Origin of the sequence: Roseateles sp. (assembly GCF_052436255.1) — a bacterium.
GTDB lineage: Bacteria > Pseudomonadota > Gammaproteobacteria > Burkholderiales > Burkholderiaceae_C > Pelomonas.
Window position 1 is genome coordinate 1 of the sequence record NZ_JBQVNP010000079.1, and the last position, 23,546, is coordinate 23,546.

The following is a 23,546-nucleotide window of genomic DNA, read 5'->3' on the forward strand; positions in this document are numbered from 1 at the left end:
GCGACCGCCGCAAGGCCATGCTGGAAGACATCGCCATCCTGACGGGCGGCAAGGTCATCGCCGAAGAAGTCGGCCTGACGCTCGAGAAGGTCACGCTGGCCGACCTGGGCCAGGCCAAGCGCGTCGAAGTGGGCAAGGAAAACACCACCATCATCGACGGCGCCGGTGCTGCTGCCGACATCGAAGCCCGCGTCAAGCAAGTGCGCATCCAGATCGAGGAAGCCACCAGCGACTACGACCGCGAGAAGCTGCAAGAGCGCGTGGCCAAGCTGGCCGGCGGTGTTGCCGTCATCAAGGTCGGTGCTGCCACCGAAGTCGAGATGAAGGAAAAGAAGGCCCGCGTCGAAGATGCGCTGCACGCCACGCGTGCCGCCGTTGAAGAAGGCATCGTGGCCGGTGGCGGCGTTGCGCTGCTGCGCGCCAAGCAGGCTGCCGGCACCATCAAGGGCGTCAACGCCGACCAGGACGCCGGCATCAAGCTGGTCCTGCGCGCCATCGAAGCACCGCTGCGCGAGATCGTCTACAACGCCGGTGGCGAAGCCTCCGTCGTCGTCAACGCCGTGCTGGCCGGCTCGGGCAACTACGGCTTCAACGCCGCCAACGACACCTATGGCGACATGATCGAAATGGGCATCCTGGACCCGACCAAGGTGACGCGCACTGCCCTGCAGAACGCTGCATCCGTCGCGTCGCTGATGCTGACGACCGAAGCCATGGTCGCCGAGTCGCCGAAGGAAGAAGCTGCCGGCGGCGGCATGCCTGGCGGCATGGGTGGCATGGGTGGCATGGGCGGCATGGACATGTAATCGGCACGGCTTTCGGCTATCGCGCAGGCGCTGGACGGCGCTGCAGTGCTCACCGCACGAGAGTGCGGTCCCGCGCTACACACCGCCCATCACCTGCTCGCTACGCCGACTGCCACACCGATTGCGGAGTCGCTTCGCGACTTGCATCCGTAAGAAAAGGGGTTGCTCGCGCAGCCCCTTTCTTTATTGGCGCGCCGCAGGCTTCAGTCGCTGGCACGGGCCATCGAGCGCGTGGGCGTGTACGCCAGGCCGATGCCGTAACTTGCGCCTGTTTTCTGCCGCACCAGCGGGCTGGCGCGGTTGGCGGCGCCGGCCACGCCGTCGAGGCGTCCGAACGCGTAGAGCCTCAGGTCCGGCGTCAGATTCATGCCACGCAGCGGCAACTCGAACGTGATGCGGTCGCGGGCGCTGCGGCCATTTGGGAACCACCGCGCCACCGGGCCCGCCTCCAGCAGCGTGCCAAGCCGCGCCACGCCCTCGCGTGCGCGAAGCGACTCGGAGCCCGAGCTGAGCGAACCGGCGAAGGACACATCGAGTTCGAAGCCCTCCGTGTGAACCGCGCGCAGCCCGGCGCCCGAACCATCGGCGTGCAGCAATCCGCCCCGGTACATCACGTAGGGCAGCGCCAGCGCGTGGCGGGCCTGCTGGTCGGCCCCTGGGCAGGCCAGCTGCAATACACCCGCAGCCGCGACGCCCAGCTCTCACAAACTCAGGTCCGGCGCGGCCAGGTTGGCCGCCAGTTCGGCGTCGCTTGGCCGCAGCGCCATTGCGCGCTCCAAGGCCGGCAGTGCGTCCTCGCCGAGCATCTGCTGGGCCACGGACGGGGCCTTTCAGAGCTCGCCATCCCGCCGCCGCGCAGCGAGCAGACTGCGCGCCCGAGCGGCCATCTCGGCATGCCGTCCAGCTTGAAAAAGCGTGAAAAGGTCCTGAAGTGCGGCGTCTGCCATGTGGTTCGGGGGTCGGTACGAGAGGGTGGCACGCAGGGCGCACCAGCTTGGCGCCGGATAATCGCATTGCCCCCTAACGCCACCCATGCGCTCCAGCCTGCATCCTCACGAACTGCTCGACCACGCCTTGACCGAGGCCGGCCCGCTGGCCCGCGAGTTGCTGAACGTCGTGCAGGACGAGCTTGACGCCCAGCCCCAGCACTACCCGCTGCGCGAGGGCTGGCGCAAGGCACGTGGCCATTTCGCGGCCGACTTCGAGGGCAAGCTGATCGAGCTGCTGCAGGCCGGCCGCCGCGGCGACGACCCGCTGCACCGCTCACCGTTGCAACTGGGTGGGCTGGAAAGCCTCAGCCTCGTCGACGAGCACCAGGCCCTGCAGGACGTCGCCATCGCCCACGTCGCCCGCACGTCCGAGGAGCTGAGCCGGGCCGAGTTGCACCAGATCGGCAACTTTTTCGCCGCGCTTCGAGGCACTGCCCGGGCTCGCGAACGCGACAACCCGCTGCGCCCGGCCCTTTATGCCCACGCGCTGCACCATGCGCTGGCGTCCAGCCCGCTCGCCGCCCAAGCGCAGTACGAGCTGATGCGTTTGGCGGCCACGCCGCTGGCCCGCGCCTTGCACCGCATGTACGCAGAGGCCTGCGCGACGCTGCGTGACGCCGACATCAGCGACATGGTGGCGTCGCACGGCCACGCCCAGACCGACCCGCTGGCCCACCAGCGCCTGGCCGCCGCACGCGGGGTTGGCATGCGGCCGCCGGCCCACGGCACGCTGGACGGCCTGCTGCGCCGTGTCGATGCCGTCAACTCACGCCCCCAGGGTCTGAGCGGTTTCGGTGCGGCCACGCAGCGCGACCCGCTGGCACCGGCGCCCTTCGTGCGCACCACCGGGCCGGACATGCTCAGCCGGCTCTACGACCAGATCCTGGCCGACCCGCGCCTGCTGCCGCCGATGAAGGCCTTGCTCGCGCGGCTGCAGATCGCCGTGGTGCGTCTGGCGCGCAGCGACGCCATGCTGCTGCGCCGCCAGGACCACCCCACCTGGGCGCTGCTGAACCGCGTCGCCTCTCACGGCATGGCCTTCGAGCGCGCCGACGACGACCGCCTCGTCGACTTCCTGCGCTTCATGGAGGCCGAAGCCCAGCTACTCGTCGATGCACCGACGCCGACTGCGGCCCTGTTCCAGCAGGTGCGGGCGCGTGTCTATGCGCGCATCGACACGCAGGCCCGGCAGAGCAGCGAGCGCAATGCGGTCGCGCTGGCGGCACTGGAGCGCGAACATCAGCGCCACGACTGGCGCGAACTGCTGCGCGAGCAGATCGACCACCAGATCGCCGATGCGCCGCTGGGCCCGCGCATGCATCGCTTCCTGCAGACGAGCTGGGTCGACGTCATCGTGACCGCCATGGTGCGCCACGGCCGCGACTCGCGCGAGGCCCAGGCCGCGATGGAGATGGTCGACGCCGTGCTCGACAGCCTCATCACGCCGCGCGACCTCGGCGGCCGCGAAGCACTGCGCATGCGCCTGCCGGTGCTCGTCGAGCGCCTGGTGACCGGCTGCGACAGCATCCGTCTGCCCGAGGCCATGCGCGAGCCTGCGCTGGCGGAGCTGGCGGCCCAGCATGCGCGCCTGCTGCGCGGACTGCCGGCGGTCGAGCCGGCCGAGCGCCGGCCCCCGCCGCCCAAGGCAGCCGCTTCCGCGAGCGCTGCGCCCTCGGCCGACGAGATCGTGCAGCGCTTGATGGAAGAGCGTGACTCGCAGGTGCCTTCGCACTGGCTGAGCGCCGACGTCGACCGCGGCGGGCTGCCTACCGTGCCGGTGCAGCTCTACAACGAGCACGACTCGCCCGATGCGCGCGCTGCGCTGCAGCGTTGGATCGACGGCCTGCAGATCGGCCGGTGGTGCCACATGTTCATCCAGGGCAACTGGCACACCGCGCAGGTCGCCTGGATCAGCGAGGGCCGCCAGTTCATGCTCTTCGTCGGCCGCGATGCCGACGCGCGCCTGCCACTGACGCGCCGCGCGCTGGAGGCACTGCTGGCCAACGGCTTGATCACGGCGCTGGAAGACGACAGCGTCGTCCAGCGCGCCGTCGACACGCTGATGAGCGACCTCGACGGCGGCTGATCACCCCGCCGCTCAATCTGCCGGCTGAACCGCTTCCACGACCGGCGCGGCCGCAACCGCTTCGGGCAGGCGATGCGCCAGCACCCATTCGCGCAGGGCCACGGCCACATCGCCGACACCGCTTTTCTTCAGCGCCGAGAACAGCGTGACCGCCACGTCGGAATGCTCGGTCGTCATGCCGGCCAGGAAGTCGCCGGTCGAGCGCAGCACCGCATCGGCTTCCTTGCGGTTGAGCTTGTCGGACTTGGTCAGCAGCACCAGCAGCTTGATCTCGCCCGTCGCGACGCGGGCCGCGACGAACTCCAGCAACTGTTTGTCGAGGTCGGTCAGACCCAGGCGCGAGTCGACCATCAACACCACGCCCGACAGGCTGCGGCGCACCTCCAGGTAGTCGGCCATGACCTTCTGCCAGCGCAGCTTGGCCGTCTTGGCCACGGCCGCATAGCCGTAGCCGGGCAGGTCGGCAAACAGCGCGTCGGCCGCGTCCTTGGGGCCGAGCTCGAAAAGATTGATGTGCTGGGTGCGGCCCGGCGTCTTGGACGCGAATGCCAGGCGCTTCTGCTGGGCCAGCGTGTTGATGGCGGTGGACTTGCCGGCGTTGGAGCGGCCGACGAAAGCGATCTCGGGCAACTCGGTGGCCGGCAGGTGCACGAGCTGGCTGGCGGTGGTCAGGAAGCGCGCCGTGTGCGTCCAGCCCAAAGCCAGCTTCTCGGTGACGATCTGCGGCGTGTTGTCGGTGGTGGCTTCAGCCTCGGGGATGGGTTCGGTCATGGCTAGGTCGGAGGCTGTGATCCAGCATTGTAAAATTCTGAGGTTGCGCCCACCGAAACCGAATAAATCCATGAAGACTGTCGCCTTCCTCCTGTCGAGTCTGCTGCTCGCCGCCACGGCCCAGGCCGCGAACGAGCCCGCCGCCATGGCCAAGCCCGACCTCGCCAAGGGCGGCGCCATCTCGAACCAGGTCTGCATGGCCTGCCACACGGCAGACGGTACGCGCGGCGCACCGGCCAACCCCATCATTGCTGGCCAGCACGCCGAGTACCTCGCCAAGCAGCTGGTCGAGTTCAAGACCGGCAAACGCAAGAATCCCATCATGCAGGGCATGGCAGCGCCGCTGTCGGAGGAAGACATCCGCAATGTGTCGGCCTTCTACGCTTCCAAGACCACCAAGCCGGGCTTTGCCAAGAACAAGGACAGCGTCGCCCTGGGCGAGAAGATCTACCGCGGCGGCATCGCCGACCGCCAGGTGCCGGCCTGCGCGGGCTGCCATGCGCCCAATGGCGCCGGCATGCCGGCCCAATACCCGCGCCTGGGCGGCCAGCATGGTGACTATGTCGAGGCGCAGATGACGGCCTTCCGCAGCGGCGCGCGCGCCAACAACCCGGTGATGACGACTGTTGCCTCCAAAATGAACGACAAGGAGATCAAGGCCGTTTCCGATTACATCGCCGGCCTGCGCTGAACCTCGCGACCGCCTCGCGGAACGAAGGCCGGTGTTCCGCACCGGCCTTTTTTTCTGAGCCCGCCCCACGCCTTCGCGTTTGATGTCCTCCACCACCTCCCGCCCCCCCGTCGCCCGCGAACTGCTGGACCTGTTGTCGTCCATGCGCTTCGCCATCACGCTGCTCAGCGTGATCTGCATCGCCTCGGTGATCGGCACCGTGCTGCGCCAGAGCGAGCCGATGGGCAACTACATCAATCAGTTCGGCCCCTTCTGGGCCGAGGTGTTCGAGCGCGTCGGCCTGTACACCATCTACAGCGCGCCCTGGTTCCTCGCCATCCTGGCCTTTCTGGTGCTGTCGACCAGCCTGTGCATCGCGCGCAATGCGCCCAAGATCCTGGTCGACCTGCGCAGCTACAAGGAAGGCGTGCGCGAGCAATCGCTGCAGGCCCACCACCACAAGGCCATCGGCGAGGTGAACAGCAACCCGCGGATGGCCCTGGCCGAGATTGGCGCGACGCTGACCCAGTTCGGCTGGAAGGCGCGCGTGCAGCAGCGCGATCACGGCACCATGATCGCGGCGCGGCGCGGCGCGGCCAACAAGATCGGCTACCTGGCGGCGCATTCGTCCATCGTGCTCATCCTCGTCGGCGGCGTCCTCGACGGCAATGCCATGGTGCAGCTGGCGATGTGGCTGCAGGACAAGCAGCTCTACACCGGCTCGGGGTTAGTCGCCGACATCAAGCCCGAACATCGCCTGTCCGCCGCCAACCCCAGTTTCCGCGGCAATATCTCGGTGACGGAGCAGCAGCGCCAGGGCATTGCGGTGCTGACCCTGCCCAGCGGCGTCGTGCTGCAGGACCTGCCCTTCGACATCGAGTTGAAGAAGTTCAGCGTGGACTACTACTCCACCGGCATGCCCAAGAGCTTTGCCAGCGACATCGTCATCCATGACGGCGATGTGCGGCGCGAGGCCACCGTCAAGGTCAACGAGCCCGCCATCCACAAGGGTCTGGCCATCTACCAGAGCAGCTTCGAGGACGGCGGCTCCAGACTCAAGCTGCAGGTCCTTCCACTCACGGGCGGCAAGCCCGGCCCCATCGAGGGCCGTGTCGGCACCAAGCTGGCCTTTGGCGAACAGACGCTGGAGCTCGATGGCTTGCGCGTCATCAACGTCGAGAACCTCGCCGCCGACGGCGCCAACGCCAGTGGCGCCGATGTGCGCAAGGTCGATCTCGGCGAACGCTTGAGCAAGCATCTCGGCAGCGGTGCCAAGGGCGATGAGACCAAGTCGCTGCACAACGTCGGTCCCAGCTTCAGCTACAAGCTGCGCGACGCCGCAGGCCAGGCGCGCGAGTACAACAACTACATGCTGCCGGTGGAGCTGGATGGCCAGAGGCTCTTCCTCGCAGGCGTGCGCGACACCCCGGCCGAGACCTTCCGCTACTTGCGCATGCCGGCCGACGAGAACGGCGACCTGACCGGCTGGCTGCGCCTGCGCCAGGCCTTGGCCGAGCCGGCCCTGCGCGACGCCGCGGCGCGCCGCTATGCCGTGTCGGCCACGCCGCCCAACCAGCCCCAGCTGACGCCGCAGCTGCAGCTCACCGCCCAGCGCGCGCTGACGCTTTTTTCTGGCGCCGCAGCCCAGCCGGGCGACGAGGTGAAGGGCGGCCTGCCCGCCTTGTCGCAGTTCATCGAACGCGACGTCCCAGAGGTTGATCGCCAACGCGTCTCCGAGGTGCTGCTGCGCATCCTCAACGGCAGCCTGTTCGAGCTGAACCAGTTGGTTCGCGAACGCGACGGCCTTAAACCCGCAACGGCGGACCCAGCCATGCAAGCCTTCATGACGCAGGCCGTGCTGTCGCTGTCCGACAGCCTTTATTACCCGGCGCCGATGCTGCTGCAGTTGCAGGACTTCGAGCAGGTCCAGGCCAGCGTCTTCCAGGTCGCGCGCGCACCGGGCCAGAAGCTGGTCTACCTGGGCGCCATCCTGCTCATCGTTGGCGTCTTCGCGATGCTCTACATCAAGGAGCGGCGGTTGTGGGTGTGGATCGCGCCCAGCGCCAACCCGGGTAGTTCCCACGTGCGCATGGCCCTGTCCAGCACGCGTGAATCGCCCGACAACGCTACGCTGTTTGCCCAGCTCAAGGCTGCTGTGCTCAAGGATCAGTCATGAACACCACCACCTTCGATCTGCCGCGCCGCCACGCGCTGCAGCGCCGCGACGTCTTCGACTGGCTGTTCGCCGCCCTGGTGCTGCTCGGCGGCGGCTATGCCTTCAGCCGCTACAACGCCAGCATGGACGTCTACGAGCAGGGCATCCTGCTGTGCGCCCTGCCCACGCTGGTGGCGCTGGGTTGGTTCTGGAAACCGCTGCGCGCGCTCAGCCTGGCGGTCGGCGCGGCGACGCTGCTCGCCATCGCCTTGTATGGCCGGCAGACCGACGACTTCGGCGCCGATCTCGCCGCGGGTGAGCAGGTGTTCTTTCTCAAGTACATGCTGTCCAGCCAGAGCGCCATCCTGTGGATGAGTCTGCTGTTCACCATGAGCATGCTGTTCTATTGGGGCGGCTTTTTCACCCGCGCCGGCAAACACAGCGCGGCGGAAGCCATCGGCTCCAAGCTGGCCTGGGGCGGTGTCTTCATGGCCCTGGTCGGCATGCTGGTGCGCTGGTACGAGAGCCACCAGATCGGCGCCGATATCGGCCACATCCCCGTCAGCAACCTGTACGAAGTCTTCGTGCTGTTCTGCTGGATGACGACGCTGTTCTACCTCTACTACGAGCAGCGCTTCGCGACACGCTCGCTGGGCGCCTACGTGATGCTGGTCGTCAGTGCGGCCGTCGCCTTCCTGCTCTGGTACACGGTGGCACGCGGCGCGCAGGAAATCCAGCCGCTGGTGCCGGCCCTGCAGAGCTGGTGGATGAAGATCCACGTGCCCGCCAACTTCGTCGGTTATGGCGCCTTCGCGCTGGCCGCCATGGTGGCCCTGGCCTATCTGCTGAAGACGGCGACGACGCGTTCGCTATGGATCGGCCTCGTCGCCATGCCGGTGGCCATCGTCGGCCTGATCCTGGCCGTGCGCTTCGGTGCCGACCTGCAGGCCGCCACCGTCACCGGCCTGGACGGCTGGGCGCGCAAGATCGCCGGCGTGGCCGTGTTCCTGGCCATCGCCGTCGTGCTGCGCAGCCGCCTGAGCGCCCGCCTGCCCGAGCTGCCCCAGCTCGACGACCTCATGTACAAGGCCATCGCCCTGGGCTTTGCCTTCTTCACCATCGCCACCATCCTGGGCGCCTTCTGGGCCGCCGAGGCATGGGGCGGCTACTGGAGCTGGGACCCCAAGGAAACCTGGGCGCTGATCGTCTGGCTCAACTACGCGGCCTGGCTGCACATGCGGCTGATGAAGGGCCTGCGCGGCGCCGTGTCAGCCTGGTGGGCGCTGGTCGGCCTGCTCGTCACGACGTTCGCGTTCCTGGGCGTCAACATGTTCCTGTCGGGCCTGCACAGCTACGGTGAGTTGTGAGGCCCGTGTCCAGGGCGGCTGAAGGGATCTGAGATCTTCTGAAAGCGGCATGCCGGCGTTCGCCGCGCCGCCGCCTTGCGCAGTCAACCCACCGGCAGCGCCGTCTCGTACTTGACCTCACGCAGCACGACATTGCTGCGCACGCTGCTGACGCCCGGCAGCTTGAAGATGTGCTGCTGCAGAAACAGGTCGTAGGCCTTCATGTCGGCCGCGACGACCTTGATGACGTAGTCGGCCTCGCCGGTGATGGCATGGCATTCGATGATCTCGCGGCGCGTGGCGATGAGCTGCTCGAACTGCTCGACCGCGCCCTCGCTGTGCCGCACCAGACTCACGTTGGCCAGCACGCAGATGGACAGGCCGATCTTCTCGCGGTCCACCAGCACGACATGGCCGCGGATGATGCCGCGGTCCTCCAGCTCCTTCACGCGCCGCCACACCGGCGTGGCCGACAGGCCGACCTTTTCCGCCAGCGCCTGCATCGACAGCGTGGCGTCCGCCTGCAGGGCCTCAAGGATCTGCAGGCTGGCTCGGTCGAACTCGTTTGTTTCCATGAATCCCCTCTTTGGAGAAGAATCATCTCATTCGACCGCCATTGACTCGCCATTGAGGCAAGTTCATCCGGCACCTGGAGGGAAGAATTCCCCGCCCACAGGAGACACGATGGCCGACACCCCCGCATTGCGCCCCTACCAGCTCAGCGACAACCTCGCGGCCGCCAGCGGCGCCGTCTTCCTGACCGGCACCCAGGCCCTCGTGCGGCTGCTGCTGGCGCAGAAGGCGCAGGACGAGCGCGCCGGGCTGAAGACGGCCGGCTTCGTCTCCGGCTACCGCGGCTCGCCGCTGGGCATGGTGGACCAGCAGCTGTGGAAGGCGAAGAAGTTTCTTGAGAAGGCGCACATCGAGTTCCTGCCCGCCATCAATGAGGACCTGGCCGCCACCGCCTGCCTGGGCGTGCAGCGCGTGGCGCTGGACCCGCAGCGCACCGTCGATGGCGTTTTTGCGATGTGGTACGGCAAGGGGCCGGGTGTGGACCGCTCGGGCGATGCGCTCAAGCACGGCAATGTCTACGGCACCAGCACCCAGGGCGGCGTGCTGGTGGTGTGCGGCGACGACCACGGCTGTGTGTCCAGCAGCACGCCGCACCAGAGCGACCAGGCGCTGCAGGCCTGGAGCATGCCGCTGGTGCACCCGGCCAATGTGGCCGAGTACCTGGAGTTCGGCCTCTACGGCTGGGCGATGTCGCGCTTCTCGGGCGCCTGGGTCGGCTTCAAGGCGATCTCGGAAGTGGTCGAGAGTGGCATGACGGTGGACCTGGATGCCGTGCCGCTCGATTTCGAGCATGCGGTGGACTACACAGCACCGACCGACCTGCACATCCGCTCGGTCGACCTGCCGTCGCTGGAGCTGGAGTCGCGCCTGGCCCACAAGATCGACGCGGTGAAGGCCTTTGCCAAGGTCAACAGCATCGACAAGCACATCGTCACCAACCCGGCCGCCACGCTCGGCATCGTCACGGTGGGCAAGGCGCACTACGACTTCATGGAGGTGCTGCGCCGGCTGGACCTGGACCCCAACGCGCTGGCCGCCGCCGGCGTGCGGGTCTACAAGGTCGGCCTGGTGTTCCCGCTGGAGCCGACGCGCATCAATGAGTTCTGTTCCAACCTCACCGACGTGCTGGTCATCGAGGAAAAGGGCCCGATCGTCGAGCGCCAGATCAAGGAGCTGCTCTACCACCTGCCCGACTTCCAGCGCCCGCGCGTCGTCGGCAAGACCGACGAGAACGGCGCCGCCGTGCTGAGCGCCCTCGGCGAGCTGCGCCCCAGCCGCATCATGGGCACGGTGGCCGACTGGCTGGCGCGACTCAACCCCGCGCTGGACCGCCGCCATCTGGTCGTCGACTTCCAGACGCCCTGCCTGCTGAGCAACGCCGCCGACGGCGTGCGCCGCCAGCCCTATTTCTGCTCGGGCTGCCCGCACAACACCTCGACGAAACTGCCCGAGGGCTCGCGCGCGCTGGCCGGCATCGGCTGCCACTTCATGGCCAGCTGGATGGAGCGCGGCACCTCGGGCCTGATCCAGATGGGCGCCGAGGGCGTGGACTGGGCGGCGCATTCGCGCTTCACGAAAGAGAAGCATGTCTTCCAGAACCTGGGCGACGGCACCTACTACCACTCGGGCTACCTCGCCATCCGCCAGGCCATCGCGGCCAAGACCAACATCACCTACAAGATCCTCTACAACGACGCCGTCGCGATGACTGGCGGCCAGCCGGTGGACGGCCAGACCAGCGTGCCGCAGATCGCGCGCCAGGTGGAGGCCGAGGGCGTCAAGCGCTTGGTGGTCGTCTCCGACGAGATCGACAAGTACGAGGGCCACCACGGCCTGTTCCCCGCAGGCACGACCTTCCACGACCGCAGTCAGCTCGACGCGGTGCAGCGCGAGCTGCGCGACATCGAAGGCGTGACGGTGCTGATCTACGACCAGACCTGCGCCGCCGAGAAGCGCCGCCGCCGCAAGAAGGGTGAGTTCGCCGACCCACCCAAGCGCATCTTCATCAACGAGGCGGTCTGCGAAGGCTGCGGCGACTGCGGGGTGGCCAGCAACTGCCTGAGCGTGGTGCCCGTCGAGACCGACTGGGGCCGCAAGCGCGCCATCGAGCAAAGCAGCTGCAACAAGGACTTCTCCTGCATCAATGGCTTCTGCCCCAGCTTCGTGTCGGTGCATGAGCCGGTGCTGAAGAAGAAAGCCGGCGCGAGCTACACGGCGCAAGACCTGGCGCGCGAACTGGCGGCCATCACGCCGCCCGCGCCCTGGCAGTGGACGGGGCCGTTCGACCTGCTGGTCACCGGCGTCGGCGGCACCGGCGTCGTCACCGTCGGCGCGCTGGTGTCCATGGCCGCGCACCTGGAAGGCAAGCAGGCCTCGGTGCTGGACTTCATGGGCTTTGCGCAGAAGGGCGGCGCGGTGCTGAGCTTCGTGCGCGTCGCCCCCACGCTGGACCTGCTCAACCAGGTGCGCATCGACACCCAGCAGGCCGACGTGCTGCTGGCCTGCGACATGGTCGTCGGCGCTTCGCCCGACGCGCTAGGCACCATCAAGGCCGGCCGCACCGTCATTCTGGCCAACACGCATGAGCTGCCGACCGCCGGCTTCGTGCGCAACCCGGACGCGTCGCTGCAAGGCGACTCGCTGCTGGCCAAGATGAAGTTCGCGGTGGGTGAGAACGGCGCCCTCGACACCATCGATGCGCAGGACATCTCGCAGCGTCTGATGGGCGACACCCTGCCCAGCAACATCATCATGCTGGGCGCCTGCTGGCAGCGCGGCCTGATCCCCGTCAGCGAGGCCGCGCTGATGCGCGCCATCGAGCTCAACGGCGTCGCCGCCGAGGCCAACAAGACCGCCTTTGCGCTCGGCCGCCTGGCCATCGCCGCGCCGGACGCCATTGCGCGCCTGGCCGGCGACGTCAATGTCGTCAAGCTCTTCAACTTCGACCAGCTCGATGGTGCTGACGGCCTGATCGAGCGGCGTGCCAGGTTCCTGACCGACTACCAGGACGCCGCCTACGCGCAGCGCTACCGCGCCCTGGTCGAGCGCGTGCGCGCAGCGGAATCCAAGCTCGGCCGTGGCCAGCGCCTGACCCAGGCCGTGGCCCGCTACTACGCCAAGCTGCTGGCCATCAAGGACGAGTACGAGGTCGCGCGCCTGTATACCGACGGCCGCTTCGAGGCCGCGATGAAGGCGCAGTTCGAAAACTGGGAGCGCCTGAGCTTCCACCTCGCGCCGCCGCTGATCTCACGCCCGGGCGCCGACGGCCGCGCGAAGAAGATCGAGCTGGGGTCATGGACCTTCACCGCCTTCAGGTGGCTGGCCAAGTTCAAGGGCCTGCGCGGTGGTGCGCTCGACATCTTCGGCAAGACCGAGGAGCGCCGCATGGAGCGCCGGTTGATCACCGACTACGAGGGTCTGCTCGACGAGATCCTGGCCTCACTGACGGCCGAGAACCTCAACACGGCTGTCGAGCTGGCCCGCCTGCCCGAGAAGATCCGCGGCTACGGGCATGTGAAGCACGCCAACGTTTTGGCGGTGAAGAAGCAGCGGCAGAGCTTGCTGGATCGCTTCCACGGCCGCGCGGTGGAAGTGGCTGCTCAGCCCGTGGCGATGCCCGTGCGCGTCAAGGGCGTGGCCGAGCTGTGAGGCGCTGGCTGAGTCCGACGCGCAGGTGGGGTGCAGACTGACATGACGGGCAAGCAGTTCGACGACCGCGAGATCGGCAACCTCAGGCCTTGATCAAACCGGCTCGTCCCAGCCCAGCGCCAACATATCCCCGCCGCGGTGCACCGAATCCCCGCGCAGGATGAAGTCATCGAGCTGTGGCGGCTTCACCGACGTGCCGGTGAGCATGGCGTGGGCCTGGCCACGGTGGTGGGTCTGGTGCATGAAGAGGTGCGCCAACACCCGCCACACCGGTTCGCGCGGGCCGGCCTCGATGCCCGCGCCGCGGTCGAAGGCGACGATGCGCTCCTCGTCGCCGGGCTGCAGCCCCCCGCACAACGCCACCAGCCGCGCATCGCTCTCGTCCTGCCGGCTGGCCAGTACGGCCGCGGCCTGCGCCGGCTCATAGCCAGCCCAGATGCTGACCATCGCCGCGTCCCCGCCCAGCGCGGCGAGGTAGTAGTGGTCCACGTTGAGGATGTGGTTCAGCGTCAGCGCCAGGCTCGGGAAGAAGCTCATGCGCGGAGCATGGAAATCGGTGTCGGACAGTTGCGCCACGGCGCCCAGCAGGCGGCGGTTGGCCAGGCGGTTGGCGCGGGCCTGGGTGAGAAATAGCTGCATGGCCGGAGATTGTGCGCGGCGCGCGCCCGCAGCGGGGCTGACGACCGCGCCCGGACATGCTTCAATCCTGCGGCAGCCCGAAGACCATTCACGAAAGAGGCAGCTTGCGCATCGGAGACGGCTACACCGGGCCAGAGATGGTGAGCACGGCAGCGTGGGTAGCTGCGGCAGTCGTGTTGTCCATCGGCCTGGCGCTGACGGGCGCCGCAGCCGTCTGGCAGCAGCAACGCGCCGCCGCCGAGTCACGCACGCTGCAGGAGCGCCAGGTGGAGCGGCTGCAGGCCGACCTCGTCAAGCGCCTGACCATGCCTGTCTATGGTCTCAAAGGGGCGCGCGGCACGATCGCGGCGCTGGAAGGCAAGGTGACCCGCGCCGCGTTCGACGCCTACGTCGAGTCGCGCGACCTGCCCAAGGAATTCCCAGGCGCGCGCGGCTTCGGCCTGATCGAACGGGTGGCGCGGCGCGACCTGGACCGCTTCGTCGCCGCCCGTCAGCGCGACCGCACCGCGCCATTCCGCGTGCACGGCTCGGGCACGGACGAGACGCTCTACATCGTCTCCCAGATCTCGCCGTTCTCCCGCAATTTCGGGGCGTGGGGCCTGGACTCGGGCGCCGATCCGGTGCGACGCCAGGCCATCGAACAGGCCGTCGACAGCGGCGAGGAGACTCTCTCCACCCCCGTGCGCCTGGTTCACGACCCGCTCAAGGGGCCGGGCTTCCTGCTGTTCGTGCCGGTCTACAAGCAGGGGCACGACCCCGGCACGCCGGCAGCACGCCGCGCATCGCTGCTCGGGGTGCTGTATGCGCCGCTGGTGGCCAACGACCTGCTGCGCGGCGTTGCCGAGCCCGCCGCGGCACTGCTTGACCTCAAGCTGTCGGTGCGCGGCCTGGACGGCGAGTTCCTGCCGTTGCTGGCCCTGCGCGATGGCGCGGCCTTGCCATTGGACGACGCGGCCGAGTACGCGCTGGAAGACGCGTCCACGGCCACCGCAACGCACTTCACGACGGCCGGGCGCGAGTTCCGCCTGGAGGCTGCCCTGACGCGGGACGCCGCCATGCGCCTGCTGGGCCTATCGGGCCTGGGCGTGGAGCTGGGTGGCGCGCTGCTGAGCCTGTTGCTCGCGATCACGGTCTACCTGCTGGCTGCCGGACGCTCGCGCGCGGAGCGCCTCGCACGCGGCATGACGGCGGAGCTGGCCCGCCTGGCCACCGTGGCCAGCCACACGACCAATGCCGTGATGATCACCGACGCCGCGCGCCGCATCACCTGGGTCAACGACGGCTTCACGCGCATCAGTGGTTACACGCCGGCCGAGGCCCTCGGGCGCCTGCCCAGCGATCTGCTGCATTCGGAGCTGACCCACGCCGACACCGTGCACGGCATGCGCGAGGCGATGAATGTGGGCCTGGGCTGCGAGGCCGAGCTGCTGCAGCGCCGCAAGGACGGCCGCGACTACTGGGTGCAGCTCGAGATCCAGCCGCTGCGCGATGAGGCCGGCGAGCTGACCGGCTTCATGAGCATCGAATCCGACATCACGGCCCGCAAGGTCCTGCAGGCGCAGGCCGACGAAGCACGCGCCAGCCTGCAGGACCTCTACGACAACGCGCCCTGTGCCTACTACTCGCTGGATGCCGACGGGTGCTTCCTGCAGATCAACGCACTCGGCCTGAAGTGGCTGGGCTGCACACCCGCGCAGCTCATCGGGAAGGCCGGACCGGCCGATTTCTTCGACACCGAGGGCCGCGTGCTGTTCGCCGGGGCCTACGCGGGCTTCAAGCGCGATGGCCGCATCTCGGGGCTGGAGTTCAACCTCACCGGCCGCCACGGGGAAGCGCGCCGCGTCAGCCTGTCGGCCACGGCGGTCTACGGCACGGACGGCGCATTCCTGCGCGGCCGCTCGGTCATGTACGACATCAGCGAGACCCACCGCATCCGCCAGCAATTGCACCAGCTCACGCTCGACCAGGAGGCCATGCTGGAGAGCGACCTGGTGGGCATCCTCAAGCTGCGCGACCGCCAGACGGTGTGGCGCAACCACGCGGTCGAGCGCATGTTCGGCTATGACGAGGGCGAGCTGCTCGGCGCGCCGGCACGCAGGCTCTATGCGGACGACACCTCCTACGCCACCCTCGGCGCGCTGGCCTATCCGCAACTCAAGTCGGGCGGGCGCTTTCGCACCCAAGTGCAGATGCGTCGCAAGGACGGCTCGTTGATCTGGGTGGACCTGTCCGGCGTGGACCTGCCGGCCACGGCCAGCGAACCGGGTGGCGAGTCGCTGTGGATGATGGTCGACATCACGCAGAGCAAGGCTCACGAGGCACGCATGGAGCGCGCAGCCCTGCACGATGCGCTGACCGGCCTGCCCAACCGCTTGCTGCTGGCTGACCGCCTGAAGCAGGCGATTGCCAGTGCGGAGCGCAACGGCCACGTGTTTGCGCTGGCCTATCTCGACCTCAACGGCTTCAAGCAGATCAACGACCACCACGGCCACGATGCCGGCGACGAAGTGCTCAAGGCGGTGGCCACGCGGCTGCAGGCGGGGCTGCGTGCCAGCGACACCGTGGCCCGCCTGGGCGGGGACGAGTTTGTCGTCCTGCTCACTCCCCAGCAAGGCCCGGCGGAGGCCGGGCCGGTGCTGAGCCGCCTGCTCGATGCGCTGGCCCGACCGGTCACCCTCAGCGACGGCCATCAGGCCGCGGTGGGCAGCAGCCTCGGCCTGGCGCATTTCCCCAGCGACGGCCGCACGCCCGATGCGCTGATGCGGCATGCAGACGAGGCGATGTATGCGAACAAGCGGGCGGGAAAGTCGCGGGCGCTGAGCCGCTAGCCAGGAGCGGGCGCGGCAGCGGTTACCGCCCCGGCACAGGCGGGCGCCGGCGTGGCGAGGCCTGCGCGAGCAGGGCCTGCACCTGTGCGGCATCGGCGGGCTTGACGAGGTGATGGTCGAAGCCCGCGTCGCGGGAGCGTTCGCGGTCTGCCGGCTGGCCATAGCCGGTCAGCGCAATCAGCAGCGCGTTCTGGCCGTGCGGGCTTTCGCGCAGGCGCCGCGCCAGCTCGTAGCCGGTCATGCCGGGAAGGCCGACATCCAGCACATAGGCGTCGGCCGGGGCCTGCGCGGCCAGGTCCAGCGCCGTGGTGCCGTCATGTGCGACCCGCACCACGTGGCCCTCCAGCGCCAGGAAATCGGCCAGCGTGCGTGCGGCGTCGATGTTGTCGTCCACGACCAGCAATGCCAGGGGCGGCACCGCGCCCGCGGGCACCGGGGCGGCTGGCAACCATGCTGGCGACAGCAGGCGCGGCAGCCGCACGCTCAACGAGGTGCCCATGCCGCTGCCTTCGCTCGCGGCAGCCACGCTGCCCCCGTGCAGCTCCACCAGGTGCTTCACCAGTGCCAGGCCCAGACCGAGGCCGCCCTGTGCGCGGTCGGCGGTGCGCGAGCCTTGGGTGAAGAGGTCGAACACTTCGGACATCAGCTCCGGCGCGATGCCGATGCCGTTGTCCTGCACCTCCAGCAGCGCCTCCCGCGCATCGGCCTGCAGCCGGACCTGGACCTGCCCGCCCTCGGGTGTGTACTTGGCGGCGTTGCTGAGCAGATTGCTCACCACCTGGACCAGTCGCGCCCGGTCGCCCAGCACCACCACCGGTTCACCGGGCAGCTGCAGGTCCAGCGCATGCTGACGTTGCTCCACCAGCGGGCGGACCTGCTCCACCGCCGCGTGCACCACGTCCTCCAGATCGACCTCGACCTTCTCCAGTGTCACCAGCCCGCGGGTGACGCGCGAGACGTCCAGCAGGTCGGCCACGATCTTGGTCATGTGGCCCGCCTGGCGCGAGATCACGCCGCTGATGCGCTGCAGCTGCGAATCGCTGGCCGAGAGGCGCGACAGCAGTTCGGCCCCGGTGGTGATGGGGGCCAGCGGGTTGCGCAGCTCGTGGGCCAGCATGGCCAGGAACTCGTCCTTGCGGCGGTCGGCGTCCTGCAATGCGCCGGTCAGCCGCGTGAGCTTCTCGCGCTCGGACAGCAGCGCGTCCTGCTGCGCGTTGAGCGTGTCCAGCATGCGGTTGAGGGCCGCGGCCACGCTCGCCACCTCGTCGTCGCCGCTCACCGGCGCGCGCTCTGCCGTCAGGCCGGCGCCCTCCAGCCGCCGTGCAAAGCCTTCGAGCTGCTGCAGCTGGCGGGTCAGCACCGTGGACAGGCGCACGCCGGCCACCGCCACCACGGCGAACAGCGCGAGCGTGATCACGACGATGTGCAGCACCGGCGGCGGCAGCAGCTGTGCCTGGCCCACCTCGCTGAACTCGCCGGCCAGCCGCAGGCCCAGCGGCTCGAACACCGGCGGCACGGACAGCGCGGTGGTCGGCACGTCGTCCGGCCCCGAGCCCCAGCGCAGCTGCATCCCGCTGCCGAGGTTGAGGTCCTTGATCTGCACCTTGTAGAGCACCGCCCCCTCGGGCGAGGCGGTGCGCGCGTAGACCATGGGCTCCATCGCCACCAGTTCCGCCCCCTGCGCGCCGTCGAACACGCGCGCGCCCGGCGTGCCGGTGTGGAGCTGCGCGGCGAGCCAGGCGCGTTGCTCGGGGCTGAACTGAACCCGGCCGTTGCTCGCGATCTCCTGGCCCTCGAAGTCCGTGAACAGCACCTGCACCGGCATGCCGTTGATCTGTCGCACGCCGCCCAGATAGGGAACCAGGTAGGTCTCGCGGCCGACACTGTCGACCAGCCCGGTGGCCAGGATGGTGCTGCCGGCGATCTCGGACATGCGGCCGGCCATGGCCTTCAGATCGCTGCCCACCGCCGCGGCGCGATAGTCGCGCGCACGGGCGTTGAGCTCGTGCAGCGCCTGCTCATGCTGGTGGTTGATCAGCCACCAGGAGGCCAGCGACGTCAGCAGCAGCCCCACCGCGGCCAGGCCGGCGGCCGCCAGGGAGAAGCGGCGGGCCAGGCCGGCGGGCAGCCAGCTGCCCAGCGGTTTCATCGGGCGGCGCTCTCGGGCACCAGCACGCCGTCTTCCCGGTAGCGGGCCATCAACAGCTCGGCGGAGGTCAGCGCCTCATGGCGCGTGGCGGTGAACGGCGGACGATAGTCGCGCACCAGGCCATCGTGCGCCGGCACCTTCTCCAGCGCGTCCCGGACCCGGGCCCGCTCGGTACTGCCCGCCAGGTTGATGGCCTTGGCGAGGATGTGGGTCATGTCGTAGGCATGCGCCACACCCACGGGACTGGCGATGTCCTCGATGCGCCGCACGCCGAACTTGCGCGCGGTGGCCATGAAGCGCTCCAGCGGCGCCCTGCGCGCCTGGAAGAAGCTGAAGGTCTGGATGACGGAGAGGTCCACCTCGCGGAGCAGCGGTCCGACTTCGTCGAAGAACTTGCCGCCCGTGACCCCCCAATGGCTGAGGATGGGTACGCGCTGCGCCTGCGGCAGCGCGGCCATCTCGCGCACCAGCACGGCAGCCTCGTCGTCGTTGGCCACCAGCAGCACGGCCTGGGCGCCCGCCTGGGTCAGCCGGCGGTATTGCTCCACCAGGCTGCGCTCCTGCCAGTTGTACCAGGCGGTTCCCACCACCTGCGGATGGGCGTGGGTGGCGCTATAGCGCTCCATCGCGGCGCGGTTGCTGCGCCCCCAGGCGGTGTTGGTCAACAGCAGGCCGACCTTCGCAAAACCCCGCTGCCCGGCCCGGCGCATCATGAAGGGCATGGCGAGGCTGTCGCGCAGGGACAGGCGAAAGGCGTAGTTCGGCGTGGCGCCGTTGTCCACGATCGCGTCGGCCGCCGACCACACCGCCAGGAAAGGCAGCTCGGCCCGCCGCAGCAGCGGCAACTGCTCGATGATGACCGGACTGAAGCGGCCGCCGAACACCGCCACCAGGTCCGGCATGGCGATGAACGCTTCCAGGTTGCGGATGCCGCGCGCAGGGATGGAACGGTGGTCGCGCGTGACGATTTGAAGCGGTCGCCCCCCGAGCACGCCGCCCGCGGCGTTGATCTGGTCGACGGCGATCTTCGCGCCGAGCTCCACCGCCTGGGCCGAGGTGCTGTTCTGCAGGCCGAACTCGGCGTCGATGCCCAGCTGCACGGGGCGCTGCGCCTCACCGCGGCCCAGCGCCATGAACGGCGCAGCCCCGAGCGCGGCCAGCAGGGCGGCATGAAAGCGCCGGCGGCCTTGCCGAGGGACCGGGAAGGTCCAGGGATCCATGCCTTGCCCTGTTGGAAGTTGTGGACAGCAAGGATGCTAGCGCGACCGTGCCCCGTATTCCCTCAAGGCGGCAGGTCAGTCCGGCGCAGGCTCGACCGTCACTGCCACCTTCAGCGTGGCCACGCCGCCGCCGCGCAGCACGCCGCGCAGCGGCGCCACGTCGGCATAGTCGCGGCCCCAGGCGAGGGTGACATGGTCCAGGCCGGCGGGCACGGCATTGGTCGGGTCCAGCGCCAGCCAGCCCTGCTCGGGGCACCACAGCTCCACCCAGGCATGCGAGGCGTCCGCGCCGACCAGCTTGGCCTGGCCCGGCAGCGGTCGGGTCAGCAGGTAGCCCGACACATAGCGCGCCGCCAGGCCGAGGGCGCGGCAGGCGGCGATGAAGACGTGGGCGAAGTCCTGGCAGACGCCGCTGCGCTGGGCCAGGGCGTCGGCCGCGCGGGTCGCCACGGTCGTGCTCTGCGGCAGGTAGCGCAGGTCGGCATGGATCTGGTGCATCAGCGACAGCCCGCCCGCTGCCAGCGTGCGGCCGGGCGAGAAGGCGCGGCGCGCATAGGCGGCCAGCGTGGCGTCGGGCGCGGCATAGGTGGACGCCAGCGCGAATTCGTCGGCGGCCTGCAGCGTGCGGCCGGCACGGTAGCGCAGGCTCGCGGCCACCGCGTCCCAGGCCGGGCCACGTGTCGGCTCGGGCAGGGGCCGGGGCCTGAGCGCGGCTCGGAAGCTGCTGTCGACGACCAGGCGCTCATGCACGCGCGCGTGGCCGAAGCTCAGGTGGCCGTTGCCCCAGGGGTCGCGGCGCAGGTGGCCGGCCAGTTCCGCCGCGCCCAGTGGCAGACCGACGTCGTTCCAGCCCACGCCCCAGCCATCGGGCAGCGGGCTGATGTTGAGCCGCCAGCCGCTGATCGTCTGCCAGGGCGTGTCCTGCGGCGCCAGGCAGGCGGCATGGTGGGCCCATTCCACCGAGGCGTCGTAGGTGTATTCGGTGACGTGGTGCACGGCCAATCGCACACCCTGCATGTCGTGCACGCCCTGCCCTCCCCTCACAGCCAGACCCTCTGCTCGGCGCCCAGCACATGCGCGAAGTAGCGCTGGCTGATCAGGCTGGACAGCTCGCCGGCCTGGGCCGACGCCCGCTGCAGGTGCTCGACGAGGGCCGGGCCGGGCGCAGCCAGTTCGGCCAGCGACCAGGCCTCTGGCGTGGGCAGGTCGGCGGCGATGTCGGCCGCCCAGCCGGGGTCGTGGCGGGCCAGCTTGGCAAAGCGGTCACGCAGCGTGCGCGCCACCCAGGCGAGGGACCGCGGGTTGTCGGTGTCATGCACCAGCAGGTGCAGCAGCGGCGGCGCCTCGCGGCGCGCCTGGAACTGGGCGCGGTAGGTGATGGTGGAGTCGAACACGCCGAGCAGCAGCGCGAAGCCGTCCTCGGTCAGCGCGAGGTCGTGCTCGAAGGTCTCGGCCAACACCTCCGCGTGAAAGGACAGGCGCTCGATCTGGCGGCCGATGGACAGCAGCCGCCAGCCGTCGTCGCGTGTCATGCGGTCGGTCTGCGCGCCGGTGATGGCGGCCAGGTGGGTGTCGGCGCGGGCCAGCACATTGAGCACATCGCTGACCGAGGCCGAGGGACCCGGGCGGTCGAGCACGGCGCGCAGGTGCTGCTCGAAATGCGCGGCCGTCTCGTGGATGAGCTTCCAGGCCTCGGGCGACAGGCGTTCGCGCAAGGCCTGGGCGCAGCCCTGCAGCGCCCGCAGGTTCCAGCCGACGCTGTGCGCGCCCGACGTGGGCAGCAGCGCCGCCAGCAGCGCACGCTCGAAGCCGCGCGGGTCGTCCTCGGCCGCGGGCGCCTTGGCGCCGATCAGGCCATGGCGGCGTGCCAGCGCGTCCAGCAGCGGCAGCATGCCCAGCGGCATCGCGCCGCGCTGCACCATCACGCTGGCCTCGATGACATGGCGCGCCAGCCGCGCGCTGTTCTCGGCGCGCTCGGTGTAGCGGCCCAGCCAGAACAGGTTCTCGGCAGCGCGGCTGGTGACGGTCCAGTGCACCTGCGCCAGGTCGGCCGGCTGCAGCGGCTGGGACAGCAGCGTGGTCTTGTCGACCTCGCCATCGGTCATGACCCAGGTATCGGCGCTCAGCGACCCGCGCTGAATGGACAGCCAGGCATCGGCGAGCGGGTCGCGCCTGGGCGCCACGCGGGCCAGACCGCCGGGCAGCACCCGCCAGCCGGCCTTGCCATCCGTCATCGCAAACACGCGCAGCACGGCCACGCGCGGCTCGAGCGCGCCGCGCGTCCACACCGGCAGCTTGGTCGGCTTGACGCGGGCCTGCAGCGTGTAGGCGGTGGGGTCGGCGTCGATGCGCTCGGCCAGGGCCCGCAGCGCCTCGTCCGCCAGCTCGGCCACCACGATGGGCGCGAAGTGACTCGTCGTGCTGCTGGCCGAAAAGGTCGGCACGACGATGAACTCCGCCAGCCGCGGCCGCAGGCGGCGCCAGGCGCTGTCTTCGCCGCACCACCAGCTCTGGATGGCGGGCAGCGCCAGGTCCTCGCCCAGCAGTTCCTCCGCCACGCCGGGCCAGAAGGCTGTCAGCCCGGGGCTCTCCAGCCAACCCGAGCCGGGTGCATTGGCCAGCACGACCTCGCCGGCGCGCACGGCCTGCAGCAGGCCCGGCACGCCGAGGATGGAATCGGGGCGCAGCTCCAGAGGGTCCAGCCAGGTGTCGTCAACGCGGCGCAGCAGCACGTGCACCCGCTCCAGGCCGGCCAGGGTCTTGAGGTAGACCTTGTCGGCCCGCACCGTCAGGTCGGCGCCTTCGACCAGGGTGATGCCGAGGTAGCGGGCCAGGAAGGCCTGCTCGAAATAGGTTTCGTTGCGCGGCCCCGGTGTCAGCAGCGCGACGCGGCTGCGCTCGCCAGCGGGCGACATCTTGGTCAGCGCCTGGATGAAGTCCCGGTAGCTGGCCGCCAGGCGCTGCACCGCCATCTGCCGGAAGGCCTCGGGGAACTGCTGGGCAATGATGAGGCGGTTTTCCAGCACGTAACCCAGGCCGGAGGCGGCCTGGGTGCGCTGGCCGACCACCCACCACTTGCCGTCGGCACAGCGCGTCAGGTCGAAGGCCAGCACTTGCAGATGCCCGCCGCGCGGCTGGCTGCCATGCATGGCGCGCAGGTACTGCGGGTGCGCCAGCACCAGCGACGCCGGCAGCAGCCCCTTCTGCAGCAGGCGGCGCTCGCCATAGGTGTCGGTCATGACGGCGTCAAGCAGGCGCGCCCGCTGCACGATGCCCGCTTCGATATCGCGCCATTCGTCGGGCTCGATCAGCATGGGCAGCAGTTCGAGCGGCCAGTGGCGTGCCAGCGGCATGCCGTCGCGCTCGTCCTGGCCCGGCAGCGGCGGCGCGTCGCTGTGCACGTTGTAGCTCGCGCCGTCCTCCAGCACGCGGCGCTGCACGCGCAGCGCCTTGGCCGACAGCTCCTGCCAGCCGGCCGCCCCACCCGCCGCGAAGAAGCGCCGCCAGCGCTCGGCCAGGCCGGCCTGGGGCTCACCGGGGCGGTTGACCTGGCCGGTCAGCTCGTAGAAGTGGCCGTCGCGGCTGCGCAGCGCGGCCGACGCCGCCTGGACCAGCGGGTCGGGAGCGGACGGCTGGTCGGGCTCATCGGGGAGCAGGCTCCACTGG

15 protein-coding genes are annotated in these 23,546 nt (G+C 69.5%); 7 read left to right on the forward strand and 8 right to left on the reverse strand.

The features are described 5' to 3' along the window. The coding region (groEL, locus tag ACT6S0_RS17170) for a chaperonin GroEL (protein WP_444765006.1) at positions 1-806 on the forward strand (806 nt) is incomplete at its 5' end. A gap of 203 nt (positions 807-1,009) precedes the next feature. On the opposite strand, the gene ACT6S0_RS17175 is transcribed toward groEL, so the two are convergent. Further along, complete coding sequence (locus ACT6S0_RS17175) at positions 1,010-1,480, reverse strand: MipA/OmpV family protein (protein ID WP_444765007.1); 471 nt, start codon at positions 1,478-1,480, stop codon at positions 1,010-1,012. Between the two features lie 358 nt (positions 1,481-1,838). Between ACT6S0_RS17175 and ACT6S0_RS17180 the strand changes: the two genes are divergently transcribed. Continuing rightward, complete coding sequence (locus ACT6S0_RS17180; RefSeq protein ID WP_444765008.1) at positions 1,839-3,881, forward strand: DUF1631 family protein; 2,043 nt, start codon at positions 1,839-1,841, stop codon at positions 3,879-3,881. A gap of 12 nt (positions 3,882-3,893) precedes the next feature. Here ACT6S0_RS17180 and yihA read toward each other — a convergent pair whose 3' ends face one another. Beyond that, positions 3,894-4,652, reverse strand: coding sequence for a ribosome biogenesis GTP-binding protein YihA/YsxC (yihA, locus tag ACT6S0_RS17185; RefSeq protein WP_444765009.1), 759 nt, complete (start codon positions 4,650-4,652; stop codon positions 3,894-3,896). Positions 4,653-4,722: 70 nt separating this feature from the next. Here yihA and ACT6S0_RS17190 point away from each other — a divergent pair, with 70 nt between their 5' ends. From ACT6S0_RS17190 to ccsB, 3 genes are all read left to right on the forward strand, one after another. Next, the gene (locus ACT6S0_RS17190) at positions 4,723-5,343 is read left to right on the forward strand and encodes a c-type cytochrome (protein WP_444765010.1); all 621 of its coding nucleotides are present in this window, start codon (positions 4,723-4,725) and stop codon (positions 5,341-5,343) included. An 82-nt stretch (positions 5,344-5,425) separates the two neighbouring features. Next, complete coding sequence (locus ACT6S0_RS17195) at positions 5,426-7,498, forward strand: cytochrome c biogenesis protein ResB (RefSeq protein ID WP_444765011.1); 2,073 nt, start codon at positions 5,426-5,428, stop codon at positions 7,496-7,498. After that, positions 7,495-8,844 carry a c-type cytochrome biogenesis protein CcsB gene (ccsB, locus tag ACT6S0_RS17200; RefSeq protein ID WP_444765012.1) on the forward strand — a complete coding sequence of 450 codons (1,350 nt, stop codon included), beginning with the start codon at positions 7,495-7,497 and terminating at the stop codon, positions 8,842-8,844. The genes ACT6S0_RS17195 and ccsB overlap by 4 nt, the downstream gene beginning before the upstream one ends. Before the next feature lie 83 nt (positions 8,845-8,927). On the opposite strand, the gene ACT6S0_RS17205 is transcribed toward ccsB, so the two are convergent. Next, positions 8,928-9,398 (reverse strand): Lrp/AsnC family transcriptional regulator, encoded by a 471-nt coding sequence (locus ACT6S0_RS17205; protein ID WP_444765013.1) that lies wholly within the window; start codon positions 9,396-9,398, stop codon positions 8,928-8,930. Positions 9,399-9,507: 109 nt separating this feature from the next. Here ACT6S0_RS17205 and ACT6S0_RS17210 point away from each other — a divergent pair, with 109 nt between their 5' ends. Further along, entirely contained in the window at positions 9,508-13,044 is a 3,537-nt protein-coding gene (locus tag ACT6S0_RS17210) for an indolepyruvate ferredoxin oxidoreductase family protein (RefSeq protein ID WP_444765014.1), read from the forward strand. A 93-nt stretch (positions 13,045-13,137) separates the two neighbouring features. Here the strand turns inward: ACT6S0_RS17210 and ACT6S0_RS17215 are convergent, their stop codons facing one another. Then, positions 13,138-13,683 (reverse strand): DinB family protein, encoded by a 546-nt coding sequence (locus tag ACT6S0_RS17215; protein ID WP_444765015.1) that lies wholly within the window; start codon positions 13,681-13,683, stop codon positions 13,138-13,140. Positions 13,684-13,787: 104 nt separating this feature from the next. On the opposite strand from ACT6S0_RS17215, the gene ACT6S0_RS17220 reads away from it, so the two are divergent. Then, complete coding sequence (locus ACT6S0_RS17220; protein ID WP_444765016.1) at positions 13,788-16,511, forward strand: diguanylate cyclase domain-containing protein; 2,724 nt, start codon at positions 13,788-13,790, stop codon at positions 16,509-16,511. A 22-nt stretch (positions 16,512-16,533) separates the two neighbouring features. Here ACT6S0_RS17220 and ACT6S0_RS17225 read toward each other — a convergent pair whose 3' ends face one another. The 4 genes from ACT6S0_RS17225 to ACT6S0_RS17240 all read right to left on the reverse strand — a co-directional run bounded on the left by ACT6S0_RS17225 (position 16,534) and on the right by ACT6S0_RS17240 (position 23,536). Continuing rightward, a complete protein-coding gene (locus ACT6S0_RS17225) occupies positions 16,534-18,660 on the reverse strand; it encodes an ATP-binding protein (protein WP_444765017.1) in 2,127 nt (708 codons plus the stop codon). Next, complete coding sequence (locus tag ACT6S0_RS17230) at positions 18,657-19,880, reverse strand: ABC transporter substrate-binding protein (protein WP_444765018.1); 1,224 nt, start codon at positions 19,878-19,880, stop codon at positions 18,657-18,659. Before ACT6S0_RS17230 ends, ACT6S0_RS17225 begins: the two co-directional genes overlap by 4 nt. Before the next feature lie 75 nt (positions 19,881-19,955). Beyond that, a complete protein-coding gene (locus tag ACT6S0_RS17235; RefSeq protein WP_444765019.1) occupies positions 19,956-20,897 on the reverse strand; it encodes a transglutaminase family protein in 942 nt (313 codons plus the stop codon). A 23-nt stretch (positions 20,898-20,920) separates the two neighbouring features. Next, positions 20,921-23,536: a circularly permuted type 2 ATP-grasp protein gene (locus tag ACT6S0_RS17240; RefSeq protein WP_444765020.1), complete on the reverse strand. Its 2,616-nt coding sequence runs from the start codon at positions 23,534-23,536 to the stop codon at positions 20,921-20,923. Positions 23,537-23,546: the final 10 nt, after the last annotated feature.